Genomic DNA, 25,392 nt, shown 5'->3' with positions numbered 1-25,392 from the left:
AACCAGGTCCGCGAAAGCGGCGCCGGTTCAGGCGCAAAAGAGAGCGCGGGCGGGACCGGGGGAACGTGTCCCGCCCGCGCCTGGAGCACTGAGCCGCGGGTACGGGGGGAACCCCGGCTCGTGCAGCGCCGATGACCAGTCGGCTCGATTCTTACTGCGTCGCGGGCTTGGAAAACGTCACACCCACGGTCTCGTCAGGGGTGTGCGAGGGGTCGGGGGCGCTTCCGGACGCACTCGGGGAGGCGCTGGCAGCGTCGTCGCCTGGGCTGCCCGCGCCGCTCTTCGGGCCGCCGCCCGATCCGATGTGCTGGTCCCCGGTGTGGTCGCCGTCGTTGCCGACGCCGTTGTTTCCGCTGGTGCCGTGGGTGTCGCCGGTCTCGCCGCCGGAGCCGCCGGAGTGGTCGCCGTCGCCGCCCTGGTCGGCGAGGAGGCCCGCGCAGAAGTGTGCGACGCGCTCGGAGCCGTTGGCGGCCTCCTCCAGATCGTGCTGGCTCTTGTCGTCGAGTGGCTTGCCGCCGCGGTAGTCCTGGCAGGCACTCACCATCTTCGCCCACCAGTTTTCGGCCTTTTCCGGGTCGCTCTTCTTCTTGTCCCCGCCGTGCTGCTGCTTCCCGGTGCCCCGGCCGCCGGACCCGTCCCCCGGTGTGCCGGAGGACGCCTCACCGGTGCCGGGGCCCGAGGTGGCGCCGGGGGTCCGGGACGCGCCGCCTCCGGCGGCGTGCCCGGAAGGGGCCGAACCCTCGGGAGTGCTCTCCCCGGAGACGGAGACGGCGGGACCCGGCCGGGCCGTGCCGCCCACCGGGGACGGCAGGAGACCGGCGACGACGGCGGCACCGCCGAGCATGCAGCCCGCCAGGGTCGCGACGAGCCCGAACCGCAGGGGCCGCCAGCGGAAGCGATCAGCGCGCGTAGCGTCGCCGCGCGGCCCGGCGGCGCCGGCCGCGGCGCCGGCCAGCCGGACGGAGCCGAGCTCCGCCGGCGGGAGACCGCCGACCGCCCGCCGGCCGTCCGTGGCCTGGTGCGGAATCCGGGGGGTGTCCGCGCTCGTGGCCGCGCGCCGTGACGCTGTGTTGCGGGCCTGCCGGAAGGCGGCCAGCGCGGCGGCCTCGCCGGGCAGCCCATCGGCCGGGCCCGCGGCACCGGCGGCCGGCAGCGCACCGGGGGCGGGTCCGGTGGCGGCGCCGTCCGCGGCCAGCGCCCGCAGCGCGCTCAGCACCTGGACAAGCCGGGCCATTTCGGCGGCGCCCAGAGAGTCGGGACCTGCGCCGTCACGGAGGAGAGCATCGAGGGACACGCCGGAGAGAAGGCGCTCCGCGGTGGCCCGGTCAAGCCACTCTCCCGGGGTCCGGAGCTGGTCTCCTGTGTCCTCGGGGAAGACACGGCTCTCGTCGGCCATCACATGTCCTTCTGCGTCCGCGAGCGCGATTGCGTCACACCCGCAGAGGTCACCGTACGCGTTCGCGGCCGCTGGTGCGGAACGGAGTCGAGCTCACCCGGAACGCCCCGCCGGACACCCTCCGGCGCCATGTCCGGGCCGTCCCCCTCCGGTCCGAGCAGCTCGGCGAGGCGCTTCAGGCCGCGGTGCGCGGCGGTACGGACGGCGCCCGGACGCTTGCCGAGCGTCTCCGCGGCGGTCTTCGCGTCCAGGCCGACGACGACGCGCAGCACCACCGCCTCCGCCTGGTCCTGGGGCAGCTGGGCGATCAGCGCGAGGGTGCGGCTGGTGGCGAGGGACTCCATCGCCTCGCCCGCGGTGTCCGACGCGGACGGCTTCGCGGTCAGCTCCGACTCGTCACCGCCGACCGCCGGGCGCCTGCCCCGCATGCGTATGTGGTCCAGGGCGCGATTACGGGCTATCCGCGCCGTCCAGCCGCGGAACCTGTCCGCGTCCCCGCTGAACCTGTCCAGATCCCGCGCGATCTGCAACCACGCCTCCGACGCGACGTCCTCGGCCTCGGCGTCACCGACCAGTGTCCGCACATAGCCCAGCAGCCGCGGGTGCACCGTGCGGTACACGGCGCGGAACGCGTTCTCGTCCCCGCGCTGTGCCGCATCCACCGCGGCAGTCAACTCCGCGTCGTCCCCCAGCACTCCGGGTATGCCCTTCTTTGCGCCTGAGCCGGCGCCGCTCTCGCGCACCGGGTTGCTCGCCGTCTCGGTTACTCAATTGATGGTCGCGGTCGTGGTTGTTCTTCTTCTGCGCGTGAGCCGGCTCCGCTCTCGCGGGCCTGGCTGATCAACGTCGTGGTTACTCAATCGATGGTCGCGGTCGGTGGTCGTGTGCGGGGCGGACGTGTGCCCGTGGGTTGCGGGGCAGGCACCGGCCCGGGGGCCGGGGGCGTCGTCGGGTGGTGGGGGCTGCTGGTCTCGGGGCGGCTTTGGTCCCGGTCGCCGGGATCGTCCGTCCGGGTGGGAGGGAGGCTACGGCCTGAAACGTCCTCCCGTCCATGTTTGTACAACGTGCAACTAGCGGCTGTGAGGGTGGGGTGTGACACAAAGCGCCCTCCCGACGCTGAAGAAGATACGGGCCGCCGCGCGGCCCGTGCCGTGCGGCGGCCGGGGCCTCTCCTGTGGGGGGTGGCGGCCCCGGCCGTTCGCCACCGGCGGGCCCCACGCGATCAGGGGTCGGCGTGCGGGCCCGCCGCCAGGCGGCCACCCAGCACCGGCCGACGTGGCCAACCGCGTGACCAACCGGCCCGCCGCCTCACATGATCCTCCCCAGCCCGATGCGCCGAGCCGTCCCGGACGCCGGCCTGCTGGCCCATCGCGTCGAGGACGCCGCGGTGAGGGTGCCCCCGAATGATCGGCCGCTACAGCAGGGCATCGTCGGCGCAGTGCGGCGTCAAGGTAGGCCCGGGCCGGATACCGCCTGGGCGCCATCGGCCCGATGACCTTCGAGGGCCTCCGTCGCGGCTTGCCCAGCCGCGTGGAGGATCTGCTCCGACAGGGCAGTTCCCGTGGTGGCGCGGGCGAGCAGTATGCCGCCCACGAGGGTGGCCAGGGCCGCCAGGCCGGCGTCCCCGGGTGCGATCCACGCCGCCATCTCCTGGATGCCGTCGGCGTAGGTCTTCCTGTGCGCGGGCTGACGCGCGGTGTCGCCGACGAAGCCGGCCGCGGGGCAGCCGCTGCCGGGGTTGTCGCGGTGCTCGACGGAGAGGTAGGACTCGACCAGCGACCTCCGGGCCGTTTCGTGCCTGCCGGCGTCCTGGTCCAAGGACACCAGGTATCGGATGTTGTCGGCCAGGCCTTTGGCAATCGCCTCGTCGACGAGCGCGGATTTCGAGGCGAACTGCTTGTAGAAGCCGCCCTGGGTGAGACCGATCGACTGCATCACGTCGACGATGCCGACCTCGGCGACACCCTTCTCACGCATCAGGCGGGAGGCCGCCTCCACCACGCGCTCCCGGTTGGCCTTCGCTTCTGCTTGTGAGACACGGCCCATCTCTCACCCTTCGTAGCCTCGGCAATCACCTGACATGTCGCCATCCGCGGTGACGGCACCGGTTCCCCGCCCGGAGGGCGAACGATCGTAACCGGTTCCCCCACCCGGGAACTTCTCCTGACCGGTTCCGTCGGCCATCACGGCCGGGCTGCCGCGGCGGAGCGCGTAGGACGTTTCCGGCACGATCCGCGCCATGTCGCCGGTCCCCGAGTCCCGAGCCCGGGGACCGGGGCCCGGGGCGCTCCGCCCGTGACACCCCTGCACGCCGTCAACCCGCGCGTACGCCCTCGATGAACCGGCCGGCCGTATCGGTGCGCTCTTCCAAGGTGAGGGGGCTCTGCCCGAGGTCGATGAAGAGTTCGTGCACGCCCGCCTCGGCCGCCGCCCGGGCGTAGTCGATGTACTGCTCCAGCGTTCCGGCTTCGGGAATCCGCTCCGGCTCGACCTTCTCCTCGGTCAGCGTGGGGTTGACCCGCAGTGCCATGCGCAGGGTGGAGGGGTTCCGCCCCGCCTCCTCCGCCTCGCGCAGGACGGTCGCCCACAGTCCCGTGAGATACGGCAGCGGCATGGCCACGGGCAACCAGCCGGCGGCGCGCCGGGCGACCCTGCGCAGACCTGCCTCCGTGAAGGCCGCGAGCAGGACGGGCGGGCCGGGGCGCTGGTGGGGCTTCAGCCCGACGACGGTCTCCGGGATGGTGAACAGCGGCCCCTGGTGGGCGTAGACCTCCTGGGTCCAGTACCCGTCGAGGATGTCGAGCGTCTCGTCGAGCCGTTCGCCCCTGCCTTGCCACGGCACGTTCACCGCGGCGTACTCGTCAGGCATCCAGCCCAGCCCCAGACCGACGTCCAGACGCCCGCCGGTGAGCACGTCGAGCGTGGTCAGGGAGCGGGCCAGCATCAGGGGCGGCTGCCACAGGCCGTTCAGCGTGCTGGTTCCCAGGCGGACCCGTTCGGTGTGCGCGGCGGCGAGCGACAGGGACAGCAGCGGGTCGAGGTGCTTCTCGTAGGCCCTGGGCATCACACCGTCACCGGCCGGGTACGGCGCGCTGGGGGAGGCGGGGGCGAGGACGCGGTCTCCCGTCCAGAGGGAGTCGTACCCCAGTTCCTCGGCAGAACGGCTGACGCCGATGACGCCTTCCGCGGTTGCGTCCGGACCGAAGGTCGGCAGGGCCAAGCCTATGCGCATGGGACTCCTTCTCATCGAGTGGTGTGGATGCCCGGCGGCCGCCGGCCTCCCCCGCACCGAGCCAGGCCCCCGGGGCCCGACGCGGGTGCTGCCGCGAAGGCGCTGTCGGCGGTGGCGTGCGGAGCCTGCGCCTCCCGGCGCTCGGCCCCGGGAATCGGATGCCGCCTCGACGGCGGCCATGATCTGCCGTGCGAAACCCTGAAGATTATGACCGTAATCATGCAGCCGGCCGGGCCGGTGACGTCGCCCGGCCAGATAGATCCTTTGTGACATCTATCATGTGGACGTCCGGCGGCACGGGCTGGATCATGGGCGCGGAAGCCGCCCGCGCCGTTCCTGCGCCACCGGATCCCGGAACCCGGCCGCACGAACGCATGTGCTGAGGCCTCGCGGAACCGCCACGGAGTTCTCCGGCGCCGTGCCGTCCGCCGCCCCTCCTTCTCACCGGCAGGCAGGAGACCTGAATCGATGGCATGGTCTGTCACCGGCAGTCCGGAGGTGTTCCGGTCCGAGGCGGGGTGCTTCGTTTCCGCGCGTCCCGACCTGCACACCATGCTGCTGTCCGGGCTCGACTCGATCGAGCGTCCGCAGTCCTGGGGTACGACGCCGCCCACGCGTCTGGGATGGTGGTGTCACGCAGCCGGGGCACCGACGACGGCCGCGTTCGTGTGGACTCCACCGCATCTGCTGACCGCGAGCAGCCTCACCCGGGCCGCGGCGACAGGCCTGGCCCGGTTGCTGTCCACCGACACCCACCCGTGGACCGGTCTGCTGGCCGACGACGCGTCGGTCCGCGCCTTCTCCGAGGCCTGGGAAGCAACGACGGGCAGGGCCCCGGGCGACGGACCGCGTCTTCGCCTGCACCGCCTCGAACAGCTCGTGCCGCCCGGCGTCGCCCCGCCGGGGGCACCGCGGGTGGCAACCGGGGACGACCGGCCTCTTCTCCACGACTGGTGCACCCGCTTCGTCGCGGAAGCCGGCTCGCTCGGAGCCGACCTCGACAGGTTCGTCGACGAGCGGACCGCCCGGGGCGGCTGGCGGTTGTGGATGGTCGCCGGCGAACCGGTGGCCATGGCAGCGATGACCACCGTGGTGGCCGCCACCGCCCGCGTCACCCCGGTGTACGTGCCGCCCCACCACCGCGGACGAGGCTACGGTGCCGCCGTCACCGCAGCCGTTTCCCAGGCCGCGCGGGACGCCGGGGCGGAACACGTCCTGCTCTTCACCGACCTTTCCAACCCGACGAGCAACCGCCTGTATCGGCGCATCGGCTACCGGCCCGTCTCGGACTACCGCATCGTGGCGCCCTGACGGTTCCTGAACGAAGACCTGGCCCGCGACCCGCCGCGGGCCGCGCCGCGGGCCCGGCGGCGGACCGCACGGGTCAGGCGCGGGCCTCGCGCCTCCGGGGCGAGGCAGTACCCGGAAATGAGAGAGGTGACGAGCGTGACGGACGTACCACGTGCGGCTGATGCCCGGCCGACGGCGGGCGCATCCGCCGGGACGGGCACACCGGCAGACGCCTGGGATACCGGGAGCGTGGCGGTGACCGCCAACTTCCGGCAGTACCTGATGGGTTGGGGCGAGGAGGAACGCGGTGAGACAGACGCCGAGCACTTCCGCAGCGGACTGGCCCAGCCGCAGTTCAACGGCGTGGTCCGGTTGCGGTCCCTGGACGCGGTCGGGCAGGCGGTGACCACCGCACGAGAGAGGCTCGCGGGAGTGCCCTGGTGGTGGTGGGTCGGCCCGGACAGCCCCGAGGGCACCGCGGCGGCTCTGGCCGAGCACGGAGGGGTGGAGTTCGGAGCCGTCCCGGTGATGATACGGCCGCTCGACCGGGCCGCGGCCGCCATGGCGGCGTCGGACGGTCCGCGGATCGTCGCGGTGGCCGACCACGACCGGCTGGCGGAGCTGGTCCGCACCTACAGCGCTTCGATGGGCGTCGCGCCCGGTCTCGAAGCCGACATGGTGCGCATCGAGTCGCAGCGTCCGGACAACACGGACATCGTCCGCCTGGCCGCGGTTGTCGACGGCCGCGTGGTCGGGACCACCGTGGTGATCTCGGCGCACGGGGTGGCGGGGATCTTCCTCGTCCACGTCGCGGAGAGCCATCGGCGCCGCGGGATCGGCGCGGCGTTGACGGCGGCTGCGCTCCGCACGGGATACGACCGCGGCATGAGCCTCGCCGCCCTCTCGGCGAGCCCGGCCGGCGAGCCGCTGTACCGGCACCTCGGTTTCGTCTCGGTCGCGGAGTACCGGCTCTTCACCTTCCCCGTCCACGACCGGGCCGTGTAGCCCCGCCATGAGGACGCGGGCCCGACTTGCGCGGGTCGGGCCGGGGATGGCGGCCCCGGCCGTTCGCCGCCGGCGGGCCCCGACGCGCTCAGGGGTAGGCGTGCGGGCCCGCCGCCGGGCCGCTCAGTCGCGGGTCAGCTGCCGCCGCCAGCCGTCGTCCACGGAGACCGACGGAGTGGCACCGGGAAAGCCCGGCGGCAGTCCCCCGCAGGGCTCGACCTCACCGAGGATCAGGCCCGCGAGATAACCGGTGAGATCGCGCTCCACCTCCGCCCAGCCGTTGTCGGCGCCGCACACCACGACCGTCCACGCCTCGGGGCCGTCCGGGTGCGTGCGCCAGTAGAAGGCGTCGCCGTCGATGGAGCCGCCCCACGGGATCAGGCCGCGCGGCCGCGGGTACGGCACGTGGCCGCCCGAGTCCCCGGTCATCCAGCAGCCCTCCAGCTCCAGCAGGCACTCGCGCGTCGCGTCGACGTACCACCGCTCCCAGCCCGGCCACGGCATCCGGATGCCGAGCCGGTTGTCTATGACGAGGCCCTGGTACCGGCGCACCAGCTCCCTGTAGTCCGGGGGCAGCCGGGTGCCCAGTTCGTCCGCGATCAGGGCCCAGTCCACCGCCCGGCCCGCGCCCGTGCCGTGACCTGGTCCGGGCGCCCGTTTGCGCCGGACCGGCCGGACGCCGTCCAGCCGGGGCGCGGTCAGTTCCGTTAAGGCCGGCAGCGCGCGCTCCAGCATCTCCAAAGGCATGGTGATCCGCCCTCCCACCATTTCCGCACCTGAGGCCGCGTCCTGAGCCCGGCCGGGCGCCGGGCCCCCCGCGGGCCCGGTGGTGCGCACGGCCGGACGGCGCCACGCGACCGCCGTCGCGGCCGTCCGGTTCTTTCGATGACTAGCGGATGGACCCGCGGAAGTGTCACGCACCCCCAGCGTGCGCCTGGCGCACACCCGGCCCAGCCGTCACAACGGTGCCATGGCCCCACACCGGGCGACCCTCCGGCCCACCCGGCCTCGCAGGGTCTTCACATGCCCGCGCGGCGGGCCCCAGGGCCTTCGGGCCCCCGGCTCCGGCCGCGGCGTCCTCAGCGCGCCCGCGCCCTGCGGTTCGCCGCGGCGCGCAGGATGCGGCGGCCCTCCGTGGAGAGCGCCAGTGCCTGCCGGAGCGCTCCCGCGCCGTGCTCGGCCAGCAGGTGCAGGATCTCCGTCTGGCGGCGCAGTTCGGCCGCGGCCAGCGGGGTGATGCCGTGGGTGCGGCCCGCCCGGTACGCCGCCACGGCCGCGGGGCCGTCGCCCGCGCCGTCCAGCAGCACGTGGACGCGCAGGGCGGCGAGGGAGCAGGCGTCGGCCCACGCGTGCAGCGCCCGGCGCCCGGCGGCGGGGGCGCTGTGGGTGCCGTCACCGGCCAGGCCGGCGGGGAGCGTGGCGGGGGCGGTGCCGAGCATCCTGAGCACCAGCGCCGTGGCCTCCCCTGCCGGGGCCTGCTCGCCCGGCGGGCAGCCGTCCGCGGGCCCGGGCGGGCCGCCCACCGGCACCGTGCGCGGACCGCCCCCCGTCTTCTCGACCGCGGCGCGGGCCGCCGCCAGCCCCTCCGGCCAGCCGTCGCCCTCGGTGAGGCTGGACCACAGGGGGCGCAGAGCCTCCTCGGCACCGCCCAGCAGCGGCATACACCGGTCGAGGCAGGCAAGACCGGTCGTCGCCAATCCCCGGTCGTCCGCCTGAGCGATCAGCGCCACAAGGCTCATGACGCCTCCCTTTCTGAGATGGGCACGTCCAGAACTGCGTGCGCCACCGCGGGAACGTCACTTTCATGGCCGATTCATGGCCGATGTGTGACTGAGAACCGTTCCTCGGGCCGGGTTCCGGCCCCGGGGGGCTGCGGACGGCCGGGGCTTCGCTCCCCACGGCTTCGGAGTGCGGGGGCCTCGCTCCCCACGGGTTCGGACGACGAGGGCCTCGATCCCCACGGCTTCGGACGTGCGGGAGACCGGACGCCCAGCGGCGGAAGAGGCGCGCCTCGGCCGGTGCCGGGACGTGCCCGGACGGCCTGCCTCAGTCCCCCAGCCGCTGTGCGAGCGCCCTGAACTCGTCCCAGGTCAGCGGCGGTCTCCGGGGATCCCAGAGCTTCTGGACCAGGGCCCGCAGCGGCATCCGGATCCCGGCGGCCACCTGGTCCTGGGTCTGCGCGTCCGCGTGGTCGCACCAGACGGCGAAGGTGCCGCCGAGCACCTGCCGGTCGTAGCGCCGCGGCACCGGCCCGGTGCCGCGCAGCACCAGCGGCGTCCAGTCCTGGTAGATGCGCTGCCCGGTGGGGTAGAGCATGTGGTTGGGCTGGCCCAGGACGTAGTAGAGGAACACGTCGTTGTAGTTGATCACCCGTCGGCCCGCGCGCAGGTAGTCCACCGGCTCCCGCGCGGTGGACTCGCGGCCGGTCCAGTACGCGGCCTGGATCGCCTGGTCCAGCTGTACCCGGCCGTCCGCGAAGAACCCGTCGTTCCAGGCGCGCACGGCGGTACGGTGCGCGCGCCGCAGCGTGGCGAACCGGTCGTTGAGCCAGCCGGTCACCAGGTCCTGGACGCGCGCCCCGCTGCCGTACCTGGCGCGGGCCGCGGCGGCCAGGGACGGGTAGGCGGTCTCCGGGTCGCTCGCCATCAGGGCCACGTACTCGTCGCCGCCGAGGTGCCAGCGGCTGCCGGGGAAGAGCCGCGTGTACTCCTTCAGCAGGTCGTCCACGATCCGGGCGGCGGCCGGATCGGCGATGTTCACGGCGCCGGCCGGTGCCCTGCCGGCGGTGCCGTGCAGTTGGAGGTCCGGGTGGGCGGCGATCACCGCCCCGAGGTGCCCCGGAGAGTCGATCTCCGGCACCACGCTGATGTGCCGTGCCGTGGCCATCGCCACGATCCGGCGCACCTGCGCCTTGGTGAGGTGGTCCCGGGAGACCACCTCGGGGTGTGTGCTGGACTCGACCCGGAAGCCCTGGTCGTCGGAGAGGTGCAGGCCCAGCTCGTTGTACTTGAGGTCGCCGAGTTCGCGGACCAGGTTCTCCAGCCAGCCGGCGGTGAACGGCTTGCGGGCGATGTCGAGCATGAGACCACGCACCGGCTTGGCCGGGCCGTCGCGCACCTCGCCCTCGGGGGCGGTGCCGCCGGCGTGCACCTCCTGCTTGAGGGTGCGGGTGCCGTAGAAGACCCCGGCCTGCCCGGGTCCGGCGATCCGCACCCGGTCGCCGCGCACGCTGAGCCTGTACGACTCGGGGCCGCTGCCGGCGCCGGAGTCGAGGGCCAGCTCGACGTCGCCGGTGCGGGCGTCCGTCCGGCCCGCGTACCGCAGCTTCAACTCGCCCGCGAGCAGCCGGCCCTCGTCCGCGAGCCGGTCGTCGCCGACCACCACGCGGCCGTCCGGTCCCGGCCGCCAGCCGGGGCCGTGCGCGGGCGTGGCGGAGCGCACCGAGGGGATCGTCCGGGGTGGTGGGGACAGCGGGAACGATCGGGTGGCGGACGGCGCGGGCGAGGCGCCCGACTGCCCGCCGCCGGACGACCACAGGGCCAGGGCGAGGGCGGCCGCCCCGGCGAGGAGGACACCCCCGGCCAGGCTGACGGTCCTGCCGTTCATCGGCACTCGCCCTGTCCTTCCGTCACATGCACGCCGACACCGCCCGGTGCACGGCAGCGGCTCCGCCGCCCGACAGCGGTCCCCGGCACCCGGCACCCGGCACCCGGCACCCGGCACCGACCCTGGCACAGGCAGCGATCCGGGCACCAGGCGGCACAGTCCCGCACCGGCAGTGGCACCCCGGACGGCGGCCCAGGAACCGGCGGCAGTCCCGGCACCCGGCGGCGGTGCCGGCACCCGGCACCGGCCCCGGCACCCGCGGCAGTCCCGGCACCCGGCACCGGCCCCGGCACCCGCGGCAGTCCCGGCACCCGGCACCGGCCCCGGCATCCGCGGCAGTCCCGGTGCCCGGCGGCGGTCGTGGCTCGGCAACGATCCCGGCACCGGCGGCGGTCGTCACCAGGCGGCGGCCCCGGCGCCGCCTCCCGCACCGACCCTAGGGGCGGGTGCCGGCGGCCCGTCCACTCCACGCCGGAAAGCTCACGTACGGGTGAAATTCGTGCACCGGTCGTACGGCCATCGCGTGGCGTCGTTAGCGTGACGCCACGCCGTTCCACCTCCACGGGGCCCGCCCGCCTCCCCGGTACCGGCCCCCTGAGCCGCCGCCCCGCGGAGCCCTCGGTACCGTTTCAGCCGTCCTTCCCGGACACGTCCCACCGCCCCGCCTCTCCTCACCGAACCGCCCCACCACCCACCCCCATGCGCCGCACCGCACACCCCCGCCGTGCCGCGCCGCTCCACCCGCGCCCGCCGAGGAGTCACGCTGGCCACCCACACTCCCCGTCACCACCCCGCCCCCGGAGCGATATCCGCGATGTCGCGGCCCGCACCCTGGGCGCCGGGGATCGAGGGGTTCAACACCGCCCCCGCCGACGCGGTCACCCTCGCACTGCTGGGCTGCTGCGCCAGCCCCGACTGGGCCGGGCGCCTTGTCGCCCACCGGCCCTACCCCGACCTGGACGCGCTGCTCGCCGCGGCCGACGAGGCGACGTACGACCTCAGCCCGGACGAGCTGACCGAGGCGCTGTCCCGCGAATCCCTCGCGCTGCCGCCCGGTGCGGGCTACACGGCCGCGCACACCGCGCTGAGCGCCGCCCATGTGGCGTACGAGGGCAGGTTCGGGCACGTCTTCGTGATCTGCCTGGACGGTTACCCGCAGAGTGAGGCGCTGGATCAGGTGCTCACGGGGATCCGGGCGCGGCTCACCAACGATCCGGAGGAGGAGCGGGTGCTGGCCGCGGAGGAGTTGCGCCGGCTGGCGCGCGGGCGGATCGCGCGCCTTGTACGCGACGGGGTGCGCCGACGGTCGACGGCACCCCCGGTACCCCCAAGGAGCGCGGGGAACTGCGCGAGCAACCACCCCCCGGCCGGCGGCCCGAAAACGACAGAAACAGCCCCCTTGGGACGCTGACGACCCGACCGTCTCGTCGGGGCAGGGCGCGCAGTTCCCCGCGCCCCTGCGTGGGCCGGGGCGCAACCCGTGTCACCGCGTGGGCCCGGGCACAGCCCCGTGTCACCGCGTGGGCCCGGGCACAGCCCCGTGTACCGCGGGGGCCGGGGCGCGGCCCCGAGAGAGGCGCAGGCGCGCCGGTGGGTAGTCCGTACGGGCCTCTTTGCGCGGCGGACGGACCACCCCCGCCGCGCCCACCGGGCACAGCAGCCCAGCCGTTCCTACGATGGCGGGGGCCGGTGACCGACCCCGGCCGGGCCCGAGTCGACGAGCAGGCCGACGAGGACTCCGCTCCGCTCCGATCCGCTCCCCTTTCCCGGAGGGAAACCGTGCCGGCTGGAACGCTGTACCGCGGCCGGGAAGGCATGTGGTCCTGGGTGGCCCACCGGGTCACCGGAGTCCTCATCTTCTTCTTCCTCTTCGTGCACGTCCTGGACACCGCCCTGGTCCGGGTGTCCCCAGAGGACTACGACCGCGTCATCGGCACGTACAAGACCCCCGCGGTGGCGCTGCTGGAGTACGGCCTGGTCGCCGCCGTCCTCTTCCACGCGCTGAACGGCCTGCGGGTGATGGCCGTCGACTTCTGGTCGAAGGGCGCCCGCTACCAGCGGCAGATGCTGTGGGCGGCCGTGGGCGTCTGGGCGGTGCTGATGGCCGCCGCGGTGTACCCGGTGCTCGGGCACGCCGCCCGTGTGGTCTTCGGGAGCTGAGACCATGGCGACCGACGTCACCGGCGGCACGGGCGGCGCACCCGCGCCGCCCGGCGTCGGGCCCGTGGAGGGCGGCACCGGCTACGACGCCGAGCACCCGGCCCCCGTCATCGAACCGCCGCGGCAGCGGACCACCACCACGCCCAGCTCCACGCGCGGCAACTTCGAGATGTACGGCTGGCTGTTCATGCGGGTCTCCGGCGTGGTGCTGGTGCTGCTGGTCCTCGGCCACCTGCTGATCCAGCTGGTGCTGGACGGCGGGGTGTCCCGGATCGGCTTCGCGTTCGTCGCCGGGCGCTGGGCCTCGCCGTGGTGGCAGGTGTGGGACCTGCTGATGCTGTGGCTCGCGATGCTGCACGGCGCCAACGGCCTGCGCACCGTCGTCAACGACTACGCCGAGCACACCGCCACCCGGCTCTGGCTCAAGGCCCTGCTCTACACCGCCACGGGGTTCACCGTCTTCCTGGGCACGCTGGTGATCTTCACCTTCGACCCGGACATCACCTAGCCCGCTGTCCGCGCCCCCCACGTCACACAGCCCCGCGGCCCGACGACCGACCGAGGTGACCCATGGAGTACCGGCAGACCCGGCAGGTGCGGCGGATCCACACCTACGACACCGTGATCGTCGGGGCGGGCGGCGCCGGGATGCGGGCCGCGATCGAGGCGGCCCCGCGCTGCCGTACCGCCGTGCTGACCAAGCTCTATCCGACCCGTTCGCACACCGGCGCCGCCCAGGGCGGCATGGCCGCGGCGCTCGCGAACGTGGAGGAGGACAACTGGGAGTGGCACACCTTCGACACCATCAAGGGCGGTGACTACCTGGTCGACCAGGACGCCGCCGAGATCCTGGCGAAGGAGGCCATCGACTCCGTGCTGGAGCTGGAGAGGATGGGCCTGCCCTTCAACCGCACCCCGGACGGCACCATCGACCAGCGCCGCTTCGGCGGGCACAGCCGCAACCACGGCGAGGCGCCGGTGCGCCGCTCCTGCTACGCCGCCGACCGCACCGGCCATATGATCCTCCAGACGCTGTACCAGAACTGCGTCAAGCTGGGAGTGGAGTTCTTCAACGAGTTCTACGTGCTGGACCAGCTGCTCACCGAGCCCGGGGCCGAGCCCGGCGGCGTCCGGCGCTCCGCGGGCGTGGTCGCCTACGAGCTGGCCACCGGCGAGATCCACGTCTTCCGCGCCAAGTCGGTGGTCTACGCCTCCGGCGGCTGCGGCAAGTTCTTCAAGGTGACGTCGAACGCCCACACCCTCACCGGGGACGGCCAGGCCGCCGTCTACCGGCGGGGTCTGCCGCTGGAGGACATGGAGTTCTTCCAGTTCCACCCGACCGGCATCTGGCGGATGGGCATCCTGCTGACGGAGGGCGCCCGCGGCGAGGGCGGCATCCTGCGGAACAAGCACGGCGAGCGGTTCATGGAGAAGTACGCGCCCGTGATGAAGGACCTCGCCTCCCGTGACGTCGTCTCGCGCGCCATCTACACGGAGATCCGCGAGGGCCGCGGCTGCGGCCCGGACGGCGACCACGTCTACCTGGACCTGACGCACCTGCCGCACGGGCAGCTGGACGCCAAGCTGCCCGACATCACCGAGTTCGCCCGCACCTACCTGGGCATCGAGCCGTACACCGACCCGATCCCGATCCAGCCGACCGCGCACTACGCGATGGGCGGCATCCCCACCACCGTGCAGGGTGAGGTGCTCGCCGACAACACCACGGTGGTGCCCGGCCTGTACGCGGCCGGGGAGGTGGCCTGCGTGTCGGTGCACGGCGCCAACCGGCTCGGCACCAACTCGCTGCTGGACATCAACGTCTTCGGCCGCCGGGCCGGCCTCGCCGCCGCCGTGTACGCGGCCGGTGCCGCGCTGCCCGAACTGCCGGAGGACCCGGCCGAGCGGGTCGCCCTCCAGGTGGACCGGCTACGGGCGGGCACGGGCCCCGAGCGGGTCTCGGTGCTCCGCGCCGAACTCCAGGAGACCCTGGACGCCAACGTCATGGTCTTCCGCACCGAGAGCACCATCAGGACCGCCCTGGCGAAGATCGCCGAGTTGCGCGACCGCTATGAGCGGGTGACGGTGCAGGACAAGGGCAAGCGGTTCAACACCGACCTGCTGGAGGCCGTCGAGCTGGGCAACCTGCTGGTGCTCGCGGAGGTGATGGCCGCCTGCGCGCTGGCCCGCCGCGAGTCCCGCGGCGGCCACTACCGCGAGGACTTCCCGAACCGGGACGACGCCGCCTTCATGCGCCACACGATGGCGTACCTGGAGATCGCGGACGACGGCACCGAGTCGGTCCGGATCGACTACAAGCCGGTGGTGCAGACCCGCTACCTGCCGATGGAGAGGACGTACTGATGGCCACCGCCTCGCCGGTCCCCGGCACCGCCCCGCCCACCCCCGCCCCCGCCGAACACCTGCTGACGGTGGTGTTCCGGATCCGCCGCTTCAACCCGGAGGTGGCGGCGGAGGCGTACTGGGAGGACTTCCCCGTGGAGCTCGACCCGAAGGAACGGGTGCTGGACGCCCTGCACCGGATCAAGGGCGAGCAGGACGGCACCCTCACCTTCCGGCGGTCCTGCGCGCACGGCATCTGCGGCTCGGACGCCATGCGGATCAACGGCCGCAACCGACTGGCCTGCAAGGCCCTGATCAAGGACCTCAGCCCGCAGCGCCCGATCGCCGTGGAGCCCCTCAAGGGGCTCACGGTCCTCAAGGACCTGGTGGTCGACATGGAACCGTTCTTCCAGGCCTACCGGGACATGCTCCCGTTCCTGATCACCAGCGGGAACGAACCCACCCGCGAACGCCTCCAGTCCCCCGAGCAGCGGGCCCGCTTCGACGACACCACCAAGTGCATCCTGTGCGCGGCGTGCACCGCGGCCTGCCCGGTCTTCTGGAACGACGGCCAGTACTTCGGCCCCCAGGCCATCGTGGGCGCCCACCGCTTCATCTTCGACTCCCGCGACGAGGGCCGCGAGCGGCGCCTCGACCTCCTCAACGACAACCACGGCGTCTGGCGCTGCCGCACCATCTTCAACTGCACGGACGCCTGCCCCCGGGGCATCCAGGTGACGAAGGCGATCCAGGAGGTCAAGCGCGCGGTGATCGGCCGCCGGCTGTGAGCGGCGCCCCAGAGAGGGGCACTCCGAGCAGCATCAGGCCGACAGGCCTGCCCGCAGCGGCGGAACCGCAGGCACCTCGGGCGCGTTCTCGATGTCCTCCACGGTCAACTTGAAGCTGTCCGGGTACGCATCGCGCCGCGTACGGCGCGCGGGCTCGCTGGTCCGCCAGGTGTAGAAACACCTGGCGCACTGCAGCACCTCCCACACCCCGCGCACCGGCGAGGCGTACAGCCGCTCGATCGTCCCGTGCGCACAGCGCGGACAGGCAGTGGTCCGAGGGTCCATGTCGGTCGTCCTCCTCCGGAGTGGATGGGGTCAGCGGGCCGCAAGGCCCCGCAGCCTGGTGAGCCAGGCGGCCGTCTCGGGCAGGTCGCGCACCTGGTTCCCGTAGTTCCCACGCCGGTCCGGCTCGACGGGCGTGGTCGCGTCGACGATGAGCTTGTGGACGACGCCGGGGCTCTGCGCCTGCGGGGCGAGCTCGACCACGGGAAGGTTCGGGACGACGACCAGATCGCCGTCGGGGTTCATCTTCGTGGACAGCGCCCACATCACCTGCGGCAGATCGAACGGGTCCACGTCCTCGTCGACCACGATGACGGTGGCGGCGTAGCCGAGGCCGTGGGGGGTGGTCAGCGCCCGCATCCCGACGGCCTTGGCGAACCCGCCGTACCGCTTCTTCGTGGAGACGATGACCAGCAGCCCGTGCGTGTACATGGCGTTGACGGCCTGCACCTCGGGGAAGTCACGCTTGAGCTGCTGGTGGAACGGCACGCAGGTGTTGGCGGCCATCAGGTAGTCGATCTCCGTCCACGGCATGCCGAGGTAGAGGTGCTCGAAGACCGGGTCCGTGCGGTAGGAGATCCTGTCGATGCGGATGACGGTCATGCTCCGGCCGCCGGAGTAGTGGCCGGTGAATTCGCCGAACGGACCCTCGATCTCCCGCCTGCGGCCCTCGATGACGCCCTCGATGACGACCTCGGAACCCCACGGCACGGGCAGCCCGGTCAGCGGCGCCCTGGTGATCGGGGCGGGGGCGCCGCGCAGGGCGCCGGCCAGTTCGTACTCGTTCTGGTCGTACTCCATCGGGGTGCCGGCGACGATGGAGATCACCGGGTCGTTGCCGACGGTGATCGCGACGGGCAGGTCCTCGCCGCGTTCCTCCGCCGTGCGCAGGTGCTGGGCGATGTCGTGCATGGGCACCGGCTGGAGGGCCAGCTTGCGCGGGCCCTTGACCTCGATGCGGTAGACGCCGACGTTCTGCTTGCCGGAGTTCTCGGGGTCGTCGGGGTCCTTGGAGACGACCGCGGCCTTGTCGATGTAGAAGCCGCCGTCGCCGTCGTTGAGGCGGAACAGCGGGAGGACGTCGAAGATGTTCGCGTCGTCGCCCTCGACGGAGTTCTCGGCCCACGGCGGGTCCTCGCGCCACTCGGGCGCGACGGGGAAGTCCGCCCAGCGGCGGACGAACTCGTCCACCTGGTCCTTGACGCCGCTGTGCTTGTCCATGCCGAGGGCCAAGGCGTGGTTGGCCCACGAGCCGTGCACGTTCATGGCGATCCGGGCGCTGGTGAAGCCCGTGACGTTGTCGAAGTACAGGGCCGGGGCGGCCTCGCCGAGGCGTGGGGCCGCGTTGGCGGCGGCGGCGATGTCGGGTTCCGGCGCCACCTCTTCGGTGATGCGCAGCAACTGCCCCTCCTTGTCGAGGGTCCGCAGGAAGCTGCGCAGGTCGTCGTAGGCCATGGTGAACTCCTCTCAGGCCACGGTCAGCCCGTGGCCGGGCCGCTCGTCGGGGACGGCGCGGGCGTCCTGCCGGGCGGCGCGAACGTCCTCGCGGACGGAACGGGCGTCCTGCCGGCCGGCGCGCATTCCCGACCAGCGCCGGGCCGCCGGGGCCGGCAGGCCGCACTCCAGTTCGAGCGTGGTGCGCGCCCAGCGGGAGGGCACGAGATGGGTCTCCACCTCCGGCAGCTCACGCAGCGCCCGGAGCAGGCTGACGCCGATGGCCGCGCCCGTCGCTCCCGTCATGCCCACGATCAGTCGCATGGTGTACGACTCCTCCCCTCATGTGCCGCCCGGGCGTCGGCCGGTCGGCCGCTGTGGAGCATTTCGGTCACCGAGACGGCGCCATGCGCTTCACCGAGCCGCCCGGAGATGAGGTCCCGACCGGCCCCACCGCACTCCACGCTAGGCACGGTCACGGGCAGGTCCGGCGTAGGCTGTGGACAGACCATGGACGAAATCGGACACACTCGTATCCGGGGTGGCATCGCGGACGTCCCGTTCCGGCCGTCGCCGGGAGGGCCGCCGGGCGTGGAGGTATGGGACTTCGCGCGCCTCGTCGAACGCGCCGGACGCCACGGCTTCGACCTGCACCGGCCGCTGCGTGCCGAGTTCCACCACCTGTTCACGGTGCGCTCGGGGTCCCTGGGCGTCTGGCTGGACGGCGCCGAGCACGTCGTGGGGCCCGGGGCGTGGCTGTGGATCCGCCCGGGGCAGGTCTACCGCTACCGCGGCCGGGTGGACCGCGCCGAGGGGGCGGTGCTGCTGTTCCCGCGGGGCTTCCTCGACGGCGCCACGTTCACGGCCGCCGGCCTCAGCCCGCCCCACCCCGAGGGCATCTTCGTGCCCCGGGGGCCGGAGGACTCGGCCGCGCTGGAGGCGACGCTCGGCCTGCTGGACGACGCCTACCGGCGCACCTCGGCGCTGGCCGCCGACGCCCACATCCCCCTCGTACGCCACCTGCTGGCCGCGCTGCTGCTGCGCCTCGGCCACCTGGACGATCGCGAACGCGACCGCCGCCGGACGGACAGCGGTACGTTCCAGCGCTTCCAGCGGGCGGTGGAGCGCGATTTCGCCGACGCGCACCGCGTCGAGGACTACGCCGCGGCTCTCGGCTACAGCGCGCGCACCCTCACGCGCGCGTGCCTGGCGGCGACCGGCCGCACGGCCAAGCAGTACGTCGACGACCGCGTCGCCCTGGAGGCGCGGCGCCTGCTGGCGCACACGGGCCTGTCCCCCGCGCAGGTCGCCGCCCGCCTCGGCTTCACCAGCCCCACGGTCTTCACGAAGTTCTTCCGCCGCTGCACAGGGGAGACGCCCACGGCTTTCCGTACCCGCACCCACGTAACGACGCCCCCGTAGGGGCGCTGCTGACGCCGGGGCCGCCCCGGCCCACCCAGGGGGCGCGGGGAACTGCGCGCGCAACCATCCACCGGCCGGCGGCCCGGGACGCGACCGAGACAGCCCCCTTGGGACGGTGACGACCCGACGGTCACGTCGCGGCCGGTCGCTCCCCCACTGCCTGAAGGGCGTGGGAGGTGCCCCCGGTTCCCCGCGCCCCTACGGGGCGCGCCTCACGTCCGGCGGGACGCCAGCTGGATCACCGTGATGTCCGAGGGGGCGCCCACCCGCATGGGCGGGCCCCACGCGCCGGCGCCCCGGGAGACGTACAGCTGCGTGTCCCCGTACCGTTCGAGACCCGCCACCGTCGGGTTGGCGAGCTCCGCGAGGTAGTTGCCGGGCCAGAGCTGGCCGCCGTGGGTGTGGCCGGAGAGCTGGAGGTCGACGCCGTACCGGACGGCGTCGTCGATCACCACGGGCTGATGGGCCAGCAGGACGGCCGTCCGCGCGGTGTCCCGGTCACCGAGTGCCGCGCCGAAGTCGGGCCCCTGCCCCTGGCTCTCGCCCTGCACGTCGTTGACCCCGGCGAGGTCGAAGCCGGGGAGTTCGGTGCGGGCGTTCTCCAGTGGGTGCAGGCCGAGTTCGCGCACGTGCTCGACCCACTGGCGGGCGCCCGAGTAGTACTCGTGATTCCCCGTCACGAAGTACGCGCCGTGCCGGGCGCGCAGCCCGGCGAGGGGTGCCGCGGCGGGCCCCAGGTCGTGCACGCTGCCGTCGACGAGGTCGCCCACCACCGCGATCAGGTCGGGCTGGGTGGCGTTGATGGTGTCGACGACGCGCTGGGTGAAGCCGCGGCCCAGGATCGGCCCGAGGTGGATATCGCTGACGACGGCGATCCGGAACCCGTGCGCACTGCGCGGCAGTTTCGCGAGCGGCACCGTGAGCCGCTTGACGCGCGGGCCGCGCAGCACGCCGTACGTGCCGTCGCCGGCGATCCCGAGGGCGGCGGCGGCCGCGGCGCCGGCGACGACACGGGAGACGAGCAGCCGGCGGGAGGGTGCGGGCGTCCCCGCGCCCGGTGCTTCCGGGGTACCGGCCGTGGGCGGCGCGGCGGGCGGGTCGTCCGACGCCCCGGACGCCTCCGACGCGGACGCCCCGGACGCCTCGGGTCCCGGGGCCCCGGACGCCTCGGGTGCCGTAGCCGCCGAACCCGACGGCGCCGGCGCCCCGGGCCGCCCCGCGACCGGTGCCGTCCGCGCCGGCACCCGCACGCCCGCCGCGCCGGTCCGCCGCTCCAGCCACCGCCGCAGCAGCGGCCGTACGGCCTCCCCGGCGACCACCGCGAACAGCAGGTACAGCGAGAGGCCCATGAACAGGAACCCGGGCCAGCCCAGCACCCGTTGCAGCCAGAAGGGCGCCCCGGCCCGCTCGCTGACGAGGGCCCCGACCATCAGCAGCGGCCCCACGACGAAGACGACGGTCCCCACCCGGCGCGGCACCGAACCGCCCGCCGTGGTGTCCCGCACCAGCCGCCGCCAGACGTACCAGTACAGCGTGGCGACGACGGCGACCGCGACGAGCCCGGCGAGAACCCCGACGATGACCACAGCGCTCGTACCGCCCCTCACACCCGTCCCACCCAGATCGTCTGGGCATCCTACGGTGGCCCGGACAGCCGGCACCCGTCCGGCCCATCGGCCCCGCGGCGACGGCCGGCGTGCCACCGTTCACTCATGCCACTCGGCCGGGCGGACCCGCCTGGGCAAGGACGACATCGTCCGCCTGCGGATCCGGGCGGCCCAGTGGGCGGCCGATCCCGACCAGCGGCTGGGTTCCGTCACGGACGGCTACGGCATCCGACGGCCGGGGCTACGGGGTGCGGCGGGAGGCCGTGGGCCGGTGCGGGTGCTTCGGGTCCGGCTCGGGGCTCTCCGTGCGGGGCGCCGTGTGGTGGGCCCGGACTCCGCGGAGACCCAGGACGCCGATCATCGTGCCGAGGATGAAGGAGACCACCGCCAGCAGCAGGTGGACCCAGAAGTAGGCGGTCGGGTGGCCGGAGTCGTCGAAGGCGAGGCCGCTGCCGTCCTGCCAGAGGTTCTTCACGAAGGTGATCCAGATCACCCAGCTCCAGGCGCCGAAGGCGAGCAGGAACCAGGAGACACGGCGGCTGAGCTTCATGCCGCCAGTGTGCACCACCGGTGCACACGGCAGGGGCGCGGGGAACTGGGGGCACCTCCCACGCCCTTCAGGGAGTGGGGGAGCGACAGGCCACGACGAGGCGTGAGCCCCGCCACCGGCCCGGAGGGGCAGCCGCTGCCGCCCCGGCCACCGGCGAGCGGATGGCCCCACGCAGTTCCCCGCACCGCTCACAGACTCAGCTCAGCGCCTCACGGCGTGTTGTTCGCGAGCGCGAGCAGCCGGTCGTGGCTGCCGTTGAAGCGGTCGCGGTCCACCGCACCGGAGATGCCGCTCACCGACCCGGCGTCGGTGTACTGCCAGACCGTCCAGGCGCCGAAGCCACCGGGCAGGCTGGGGCTGGCCGCGGTCGTCCAGTGGGCCACCCACAGCGGGCTCAGGGCCGCCATGCCGTTCCACGAACCGGTGCAGGAGTTCCACCAGCTGGGGCTCGTGTAGATGACGATGTCCCGGCCGGTGCGGTTCTTGTACGTGTTGTAGAACGACATGATCCAGTTGCGCATCGAGGTCTGGGACAGGCCGTAGCAGCTGCCCTCGATGTCCAGGACCCCCGGCAGCGTCAGGTTGTCCCGGGACCAGGCCCCGCCGCTGCTGGCGAAGTAGTTCGCCTGCGTGGCACCGTCGGAGGCGTCCGGCCGCGCGAAGTGGTACGCCCCCCGGATGACGCCGGCGTTGTACGCGTTCACGTAGTTCGTGTTGAAGTTCGGGTCCTTGTAGCTCGTGCCCTCGGTCGCCTTCATCCAGGCGAACTCGATGCCGGCGCCCTTCACCGAGGACCAGTTGATCGAACCCTGGTAGTGCGAGACGTCGATGCCCGCCGGGTACGCCGCGAGGTCCGCGCCCAGTACGCCGGGGGCGTCGAGCTGGAGCGTCCTCGTGTCCGGCTTGAAGTCCTTGCTGTCCTGGACGTAGCCGACGCCCATGTAACCCTGGCCGACCGGGACGGCGCCGCCGGACGGCAGCGGCTTGGCGGAGGCCGTGCCGGCGGCCAGGGGCACGGTCAGCGCGGCGGTGGCGCAGAGGACGCCGGCCACGGTGAGTCTTCGCTGCACGGCCTTCGTGGTGCGGAATCGGGAGAACAAGGCTTCCTCCTGGCACTTCTGTGGAGAGGACAGGGGTGAGGGGGTTGCTCTGTACGTGTCTGCGCCGGCCTGCGCCCGTCTCGCCGATGTGCGCCGACCGCGCCTGGGTGCACCTGTTGATCTACCCGCGTAGCCCGTCGGGCGGGGCCACGTCGTCGTGACCGCCCGGGGGCGGGGGCTGCCCCGGGGTCCCGGCGTCCCGGGACCCCGGGAGCGTTCAGGGGGTGTTGTTCGCCAGCGCCAGCAGCCGGGCCCGGGTGCCGTTGAACTTGTCACGGTCCACGTTTCCCGAGATGCCGCTGACCCTGCCCGTGCTGGAGTACTGCCATACGGTCCAGAACGGGAATCCGGCGGGGATGGACGGACTCGCCGCGGAGGTCCAGTGGGCGGCCCACAGCGGGCTCCTGGCGGCCATGCCGCCCCACGAGCCCGTGCAGGAGCTCCACCAGTTCCTGCTGGTGTAGATCACGACGTCACGGCCGGTCCTCGCCTTGTAGGTGGTGTAGAAGTCGGTGATCCAGGTGCGCATCGCCGCCTTGGACTTGCCGTAGCAGCTGCCCTCGATGTCCAGGACGCCGGGGAGCGTCAGGTTGTCGCGGGACCAGGCGCCGCCGTGCGTGGCGAAGTACTTCGCCTGCGCGGCGCCGCCGCTGCTGTCGGGACGCGCGAAGTGGTACGCGCCCCGGATCACCTTGTTCTTGTAGGCGTTCACGTAGTTGGCGTCGAACCTGGGGTCCTTGTACGTCGTGCCCTCGGTCGCCTTGATCCAGGCGAACTGGATGCCGGCGGCCCGCACGCTCGCCCACTTGATCGACCCCTGGTAGTGCGACACGTCGATGCCCTGCACACCACCGCTGCCGGCCCTCGGCCCCGTCGAACGGTCACCGGTGTCCGCCTGGTAGCTCATGCCCATGTATCCCGCGCCGAGGGGAAGAGTGCCTCCGGTCGGTTGCGGCGCTGCGGGGGACGGCCCGGCGACGGCCGTTCCGGCTGTGGTCAGCGGGGCGGTGAGGACCGCTCCGACGACGCCTGCCACGGTGCGTCGGCCCGGCCGGAGTCTCGGCATGCGGGGTCTTTCGGTGAGCAAAGCTTCCTCCTGAGCACGTCTGTGATGTGTGGGGGACGTGTGCGTGCCGGGCGGTGCTGTGCTTGCTTCGCAATGCTGTGCGGGGTGCGTGTCTTTGACGTAGACGCGTCATGAGTGACGCATGAATGGTCCCGGATGTAAAGACGTTTCACGAATGCCCTGTGGTCTAGCCCGGCGAAAAAACCACGGAGCTGCTGTGATGGCCCGCAGACGACGGAAACTTTCAGGATGTGAAGACTCCTCGGGGTAGGTGCGGGAGGTGAGGGGCGGCGGGTCGCCGTCCGGTCACGGAGGGGGGCGGAGGCCGTGCGAGGGGGCGCGCGGGCGGCCGGGCGGGGGCGGGCGCGGGCGGCCGGGGAGCGGCGGAGCGGAGTGGCATTGGCCACAGGGCCGGGGCGCCGGCACGGGCCGGCCGACGGCCGGCAGGGCCGTGACGAGCAGCGGGGACCGGGTGTGCGGGGACGGACGGTGGCGCCCGTATGACGGGCGGAGAACGGGAAAGGAGCCCCGCGACGACCACTCAGGTCCGTCGTCCGTGTACGTTCTCGAACGTGCCTGCCTTGAAGAGCCTCGCCGTCACGGCGTCCGCCGTCGCCTTGCTGTCCGTCCCGGCCGTCGCGCCCGCTCTCGCCGCCGACGGTCCCGACTGGAGCAAGGCGAAGCCGCCGGCCTCGATGTCGGCGGTCGGCGGGGCGCAGCTCGGCAGGCCCGGCACCCAGGTCCGGCTCGGCACCGACGCCCCGGTGCTCCCGAAGGACGTCACCGCGCGCTCCTGGATCGTCGCGGACGCCGAGTCCGGAGAGGTCCTCGCCGCGCACGACGCCCACTGGAAGCTGCCGCCGGCGAGCACCCTGAAGATGCTCTTCGCGGACACCCTGCTGCCGCGCTTTCCGAAGACGGAGCAGCACAAGGTCGCGCCGTCCGACCTGGCCGGGATGGGCGCGGGCTCCAGCCTCGTCGGCGTCAAGGAGGGCGAGACCTACAAGGTCGAGGACCTGTGGCGGGGCGTGTTCCTGCGCTCCGGGAACGACGCCGTGCACGTCCTCGCCGCGATGAACGGCGGTGTCCCGAAGACCGTGGCGGACATGCAGCGGCACGCGGACGACCTCCAGGCCGACGACACCACGGTGGTCAGTCCGGACGGCTACGACGAGCCCGGCCAGGTCTCGTCCGCGTACGACCTGACGCTGTTCGCGCGCTCCGGCCTGCAGAAGAAGGACTTCCGCGACTACTGCTCCACGGTGCGGGCGCAGTTCCCCGGCGAGACGAAGAAGACGAAGCACGGCACCACGCGCGGGTCGTTCGAGATCCAGAACACCAACCGGCTGCTCACCGGCGCCTACGGCCTCGACCCCTACAAGGGCCTCGCGGGCGTCAAGAACGGCAACACCACGAACGCCGGCGCGACCTTCACCGGCGTCGCCGAGCGGAACGGCCGGGTGCTGCTCGTCACGGTCATGCACCCGTCGGCCGGTGGCATCCTGCCCGTCTACAAGGAGGCGGGCTCCCTGCTCGACTGGGGCTTCACGGCCGCGGGGAAGGTCACCCCGGTCGGCACGCTGGTGCCCCCGAAGAGCGCCGCGCCCGCGGGCGGCAAGACGGGCACGCACGACGACGGCAAGGGCGGCGGTCACGCCGCGCACGGCGCCGAGGCGGCGGCGCACGTGTCCTCGGGCGGGTCGAGCGGCGCCGGCATCGCGCTCGCGGTGGCCGGCGGTGTACTGGTGGTGCTCGCCGCGGGTGCCTTCCTGGTCCGCAGGCGCTGGCCGCTGCCCGAGCTGGTGCGGCGGCTGCCCCGGCGGTAACGGGCCCCGGCCCGGGCGGTGCGGGAGCGGGGACGGCGGAGGCGGGTCCTGGGCACGGTTGTGGTGCCGGGGGCGGTCCGGGTGCCGGGGGGCGGTCACGCGGCTCGCGTGCCGGTGGGGACGCGGGTGCGGGTGTGCGGGGTGGTCCGGTCCGTGCCGGTTCATGGCGTCCGCTCCATGGGCTCGCCACGGCGGGTGCGCCGGGCCTGCGGGGCGTTCGCCTGTGCGGCGCGGTACCCCTGCGGGTCGTGGGTCTCCGGGGAACGGTGCGCCTGCGGGTCGTCC

The 25,392-nt window shown here is 73.4% G+C and carries 22 protein-coding genes and 1 pseudogene; 9 read left to right on the top strand and 14 right to left on the bottom strand.

The annotated features are described in order from the left end of the window. Nucleotides 1–151: 151 nt before the first annotated feature. The 4 genes from ACSMXW_RS22720 to ACSMXW_RS22705 all read right to left on the bottom strand — a co-directional run bounded on the left by ACSMXW_RS22720 (nucleotide 152) and on the right by ACSMXW_RS22705 (nucleotide 4,628). A complete protein-coding gene (locus ACSMXW_RS22720; RefSeq protein ID WP_485798865.1) occupies nucleotides 152–1,396 on the bottom strand; it encodes a hypothetical protein in 1,245 nt (414 codons plus the stop codon). Beyond that, nucleotides 1,396–2,091, bottom strand: coding sequence for an RNA polymerase sigma factor (locus ACSMXW_RS22715; RefSeq protein ID WP_485798863.1), 696 nt, complete (start codon nucleotides 2,089–2,091; stop codon nucleotides 1,396–1,398). The genes ACSMXW_RS22720 and ACSMXW_RS22715 overlap by 1 nt, the downstream gene beginning before the upstream one ends. Before the next feature lie 751 nt (nucleotides 2,092–2,842). Beyond that, a complete protein-coding gene (locus tag ACSMXW_RS22710) occupies nucleotides 2,843–3,442 on the bottom strand; it encodes a TetR/AcrR family transcriptional regulator (RefSeq protein WP_485798861.1) in 600 nt (199 codons plus the stop codon). 268 nt (nucleotides 3,443–3,710) lie between these two features. Beyond that, nucleotides 3,711–4,628, bottom strand: coding sequence for a TIGR03619 family F420-dependent LLM class oxidoreductase (locus ACSMXW_RS22705; protein WP_485798860.1), 918 nt, complete (start codon nucleotides 4,626–4,628; stop codon nucleotides 3,711–3,713). A gap of 468 nt (nucleotides 4,629–5,096) precedes the next feature. Between ACSMXW_RS22705 and ACSMXW_RS22700 the strand changes: the two genes are divergently transcribed. Together ACSMXW_RS22700 and ACSMXW_RS22695 are read left to right on the top strand one after the other, a co-directional pair. Continuing rightward, a complete protein-coding gene (locus tag ACSMXW_RS22700; RefSeq protein WP_485798858.1) occupies nucleotides 5,097–5,939 on the top strand; it encodes a GNAT family N-acetyltransferase in 843 nt (280 codons plus the stop codon). Nucleotides 5,940–6,173: 234 nt separating this feature from the next. Continuing rightward, nucleotides 6,174–6,923, top strand: a complete 750-nt coding sequence (locus ACSMXW_RS22695) for a GNAT family N-acetyltransferase (RefSeq protein ID WP_485798857.1) — start codon at nucleotides 6,174–6,176, stop codon at nucleotides 6,921–6,923. 123 nt (nucleotides 6,924–7,046) lie between these two features. Here the strand turns inward: ACSMXW_RS22695 and ACSMXW_RS22690 are convergent, their stop codons facing one another. From ACSMXW_RS22690 to ACSMXW_RS22680, 3 genes are all read right to left on the bottom strand, one after another. Continuing rightward, on the bottom strand, nucleotides 7,047–7,670 hold the full coding sequence (locus ACSMXW_RS22690; RefSeq protein WP_485798855.1) for an SMI1/KNR4 family protein: 624 nt from the start codon (nucleotides 7,668–7,670) through the stop codon (nucleotides 7,047–7,049). 332 nt (nucleotides 7,671–8,002) lie between these two features. Continuing rightward, a complete protein-coding gene (locus ACSMXW_RS22685) occupies nucleotides 8,003–8,662 on the bottom strand; it encodes a hypothetical protein (protein ID WP_485798853.1) in 660 nt (219 codons plus the stop codon). A 307-nt stretch (nucleotides 8,663–8,969) separates the two neighbouring features. Then, a complete protein-coding gene (locus ACSMXW_RS22680) occupies nucleotides 8,970–10,529 on the bottom strand; it encodes a family 20 glycosylhydrolase (protein WP_485798852.1) in 1,560 nt (519 codons plus the stop codon). An 814-nt stretch (nucleotides 10,530–11,343) separates the two neighbouring features. Between ACSMXW_RS22680 and ACSMXW_RS22675 the strand changes: the two genes are divergently transcribed. The 5 genes from ACSMXW_RS22675 (at nucleotide 11,344) to ACSMXW_RS22655 (ending at nucleotide 15,820) form a co-directional block, all read left to right on the top strand. Next, complete coding sequence (locus ACSMXW_RS22675; protein ID WP_485798850.1) at nucleotides 11,344–11,940, top strand: 2-oxo-4-hydroxy-4-carboxy-5-ureidoimidazoline decarboxylase; 597 nt, start codon at nucleotides 11,344–11,346, stop codon at nucleotides 11,938–11,940. A gap of 50 nt (nucleotides 11,941–11,990) precedes the next feature. After that, nucleotides 11,991–12,689, top strand: a complete 699-nt coding sequence (gene sdhC / locus ACSMXW_RS22670) for a succinate dehydrogenase, cytochrome b556 subunit (RefSeq protein WP_485798848.1) — start codon at nucleotides 11,991–11,993, stop codon at nucleotides 12,687–12,689. A 4-nt stretch (nucleotides 12,690–12,693) separates the two neighbouring features. Next, nucleotides 12,694–13,197, top strand: a complete 504-nt coding sequence (locus tag ACSMXW_RS22665; RefSeq protein WP_485798846.1) for a succinate dehydrogenase hydrophobic membrane anchor subunit — start codon at nucleotides 12,694–12,696, stop codon at nucleotides 13,195–13,197. A gap of 62 nt (nucleotides 13,198–13,259) precedes the next feature. Next, nucleotides 13,260–15,053, top strand: coding sequence for a succinate dehydrogenase flavoprotein subunit (sdhA, locus tag ACSMXW_RS22660; RefSeq protein WP_485798844.1), 1,794 nt, complete (start codon nucleotides 13,260–13,262; stop codon nucleotides 15,051–15,053). Next, nucleotides 15,053–15,820, top strand: coding sequence for a succinate dehydrogenase iron-sulfur subunit (locus ACSMXW_RS22655; protein WP_485798842.1), 768 nt, complete (start codon nucleotides 15,053–15,055; stop codon nucleotides 15,818–15,820). The genes sdhA and ACSMXW_RS22655 overlap by 1 nt, the downstream gene beginning before the upstream one ends. A 33-nt stretch (nucleotides 15,821–15,853) precedes the next feature. Here ACSMXW_RS22655 and ACSMXW_RS22650 read toward each other — a convergent pair whose 3' ends face one another. The 3 genes and pseudogenes from ACSMXW_RS22650 to ACSMXW_RS22640 form a co-directional block, all read right to left on the bottom strand. Continuing rightward, nucleotides 15,854–16,105 (bottom strand): non-oxidative hydroxyarylic acid decarboxylases subunit D, encoded by a 252-nt coding sequence (locus ACSMXW_RS22650; RefSeq protein WP_485798841.1) that lies wholly within the window; start codon nucleotides 16,103–16,105, stop codon nucleotides 15,854–15,856. A gap of 30 nt (nucleotides 16,106–16,135) precedes the next feature. After that, nucleotides 16,136–17,557 carry a non-oxidative hydroxyarylic acid decarboxylases subunit C gene (locus tag ACSMXW_RS22645; protein ID WP_485798839.1) on the bottom strand — a complete coding sequence of 474 codons (1,422 nt, stop codon included), beginning with the start codon at nucleotides 17,555–17,557 and terminating at the stop codon, nucleotides 16,136–16,138. Between the two features lie 150 nt (nucleotides 17,558–17,707). Then, nucleotides 17,708–17,860 (bottom strand): annotated as a pseudogene (locus tag ACSMXW_RS22640) (flavoprotein); the annotation flags it as partial. Between the two features lie 186 nt (nucleotides 17,861–18,046). On the opposite strand from ACSMXW_RS22640, the gene ACSMXW_RS22635 reads away from it, so the two are divergent. Further along, nucleotides 18,047–18,958 (top strand): helix-turn-helix transcriptional regulator, encoded by a 912-nt coding sequence (locus ACSMXW_RS22635; protein WP_485798837.1) that lies wholly within the window; start codon nucleotides 18,047–18,049, stop codon nucleotides 18,956–18,958. 212 nt (nucleotides 18,959–19,170) lie between these two features. Here ACSMXW_RS22635 and ACSMXW_RS22630 read toward each other — a convergent pair whose 3' ends face one another. The 4 genes from ACSMXW_RS22630 to ACSMXW_RS22615 all read right to left on the bottom strand — a co-directional run bounded on the left by ACSMXW_RS22630 (nucleotide 19,171) and on the right by ACSMXW_RS22615 (nucleotide 23,281). Then, a complete protein-coding gene (locus ACSMXW_RS22630) occupies nucleotides 19,171–20,544 on the bottom strand; it encodes a metallophosphoesterase (RefSeq protein ID WP_485798836.1) in 1,374 nt (457 codons plus the stop codon). Nucleotides 20,545–20,806: 262 nt separating this feature from the next. After that, nucleotides 20,807–21,115 (bottom strand): SCO4848 family membrane protein, encoded by a 309-nt coding sequence (locus tag ACSMXW_RS22625; RefSeq protein WP_485798835.1) that lies wholly within the window; start codon nucleotides 21,113–21,115, stop codon nucleotides 20,807–20,809. A 209-nt stretch (nucleotides 21,116–21,324) separates the two neighbouring features. Then, a complete protein-coding gene (locus ACSMXW_RS22620) occupies nucleotides 21,325–22,215 on the bottom strand; it encodes a GH25 family lysozyme (protein WP_485798833.1) in 891 nt (296 codons plus the stop codon). A gap of 217 nt (nucleotides 22,216–22,432) precedes the next feature. Beyond that, nucleotides 22,433–23,281 (bottom strand): GH25 family lysozyme, encoded by an 849-nt coding sequence (locus tag ACSMXW_RS22615; RefSeq protein ID WP_485798832.1) that lies wholly within the window; start codon nucleotides 23,279–23,281, stop codon nucleotides 22,433–22,435. A gap of 500 nt (nucleotides 23,282–23,781) precedes the next feature. On the opposite strand from ACSMXW_RS22615, the gene ACSMXW_RS22610 reads away from it, so the two are divergent. Next, the gene (locus tag ACSMXW_RS22610; RefSeq protein ID WP_485798830.1) at nucleotides 23,782–25,107 is read left to right on the top strand and encodes a D-alanyl-D-alanine carboxypeptidase family protein; all 1,326 of its coding nucleotides are present in this window, start codon (nucleotides 23,782–23,784) and stop codon (nucleotides 25,105–25,107) included. The last annotated feature ends 285 nt before the right edge of the window (nucleotides 25,108–25,392 follow it).

The organism is Streptomyces sp. DSM 116793 (assembly GCF_057320905.1).
The sequence above is the reverse complement of the archived record's forward strand: the minus strand, read 5'-3'. Positions and strand labels throughout refer to the sequence as shown.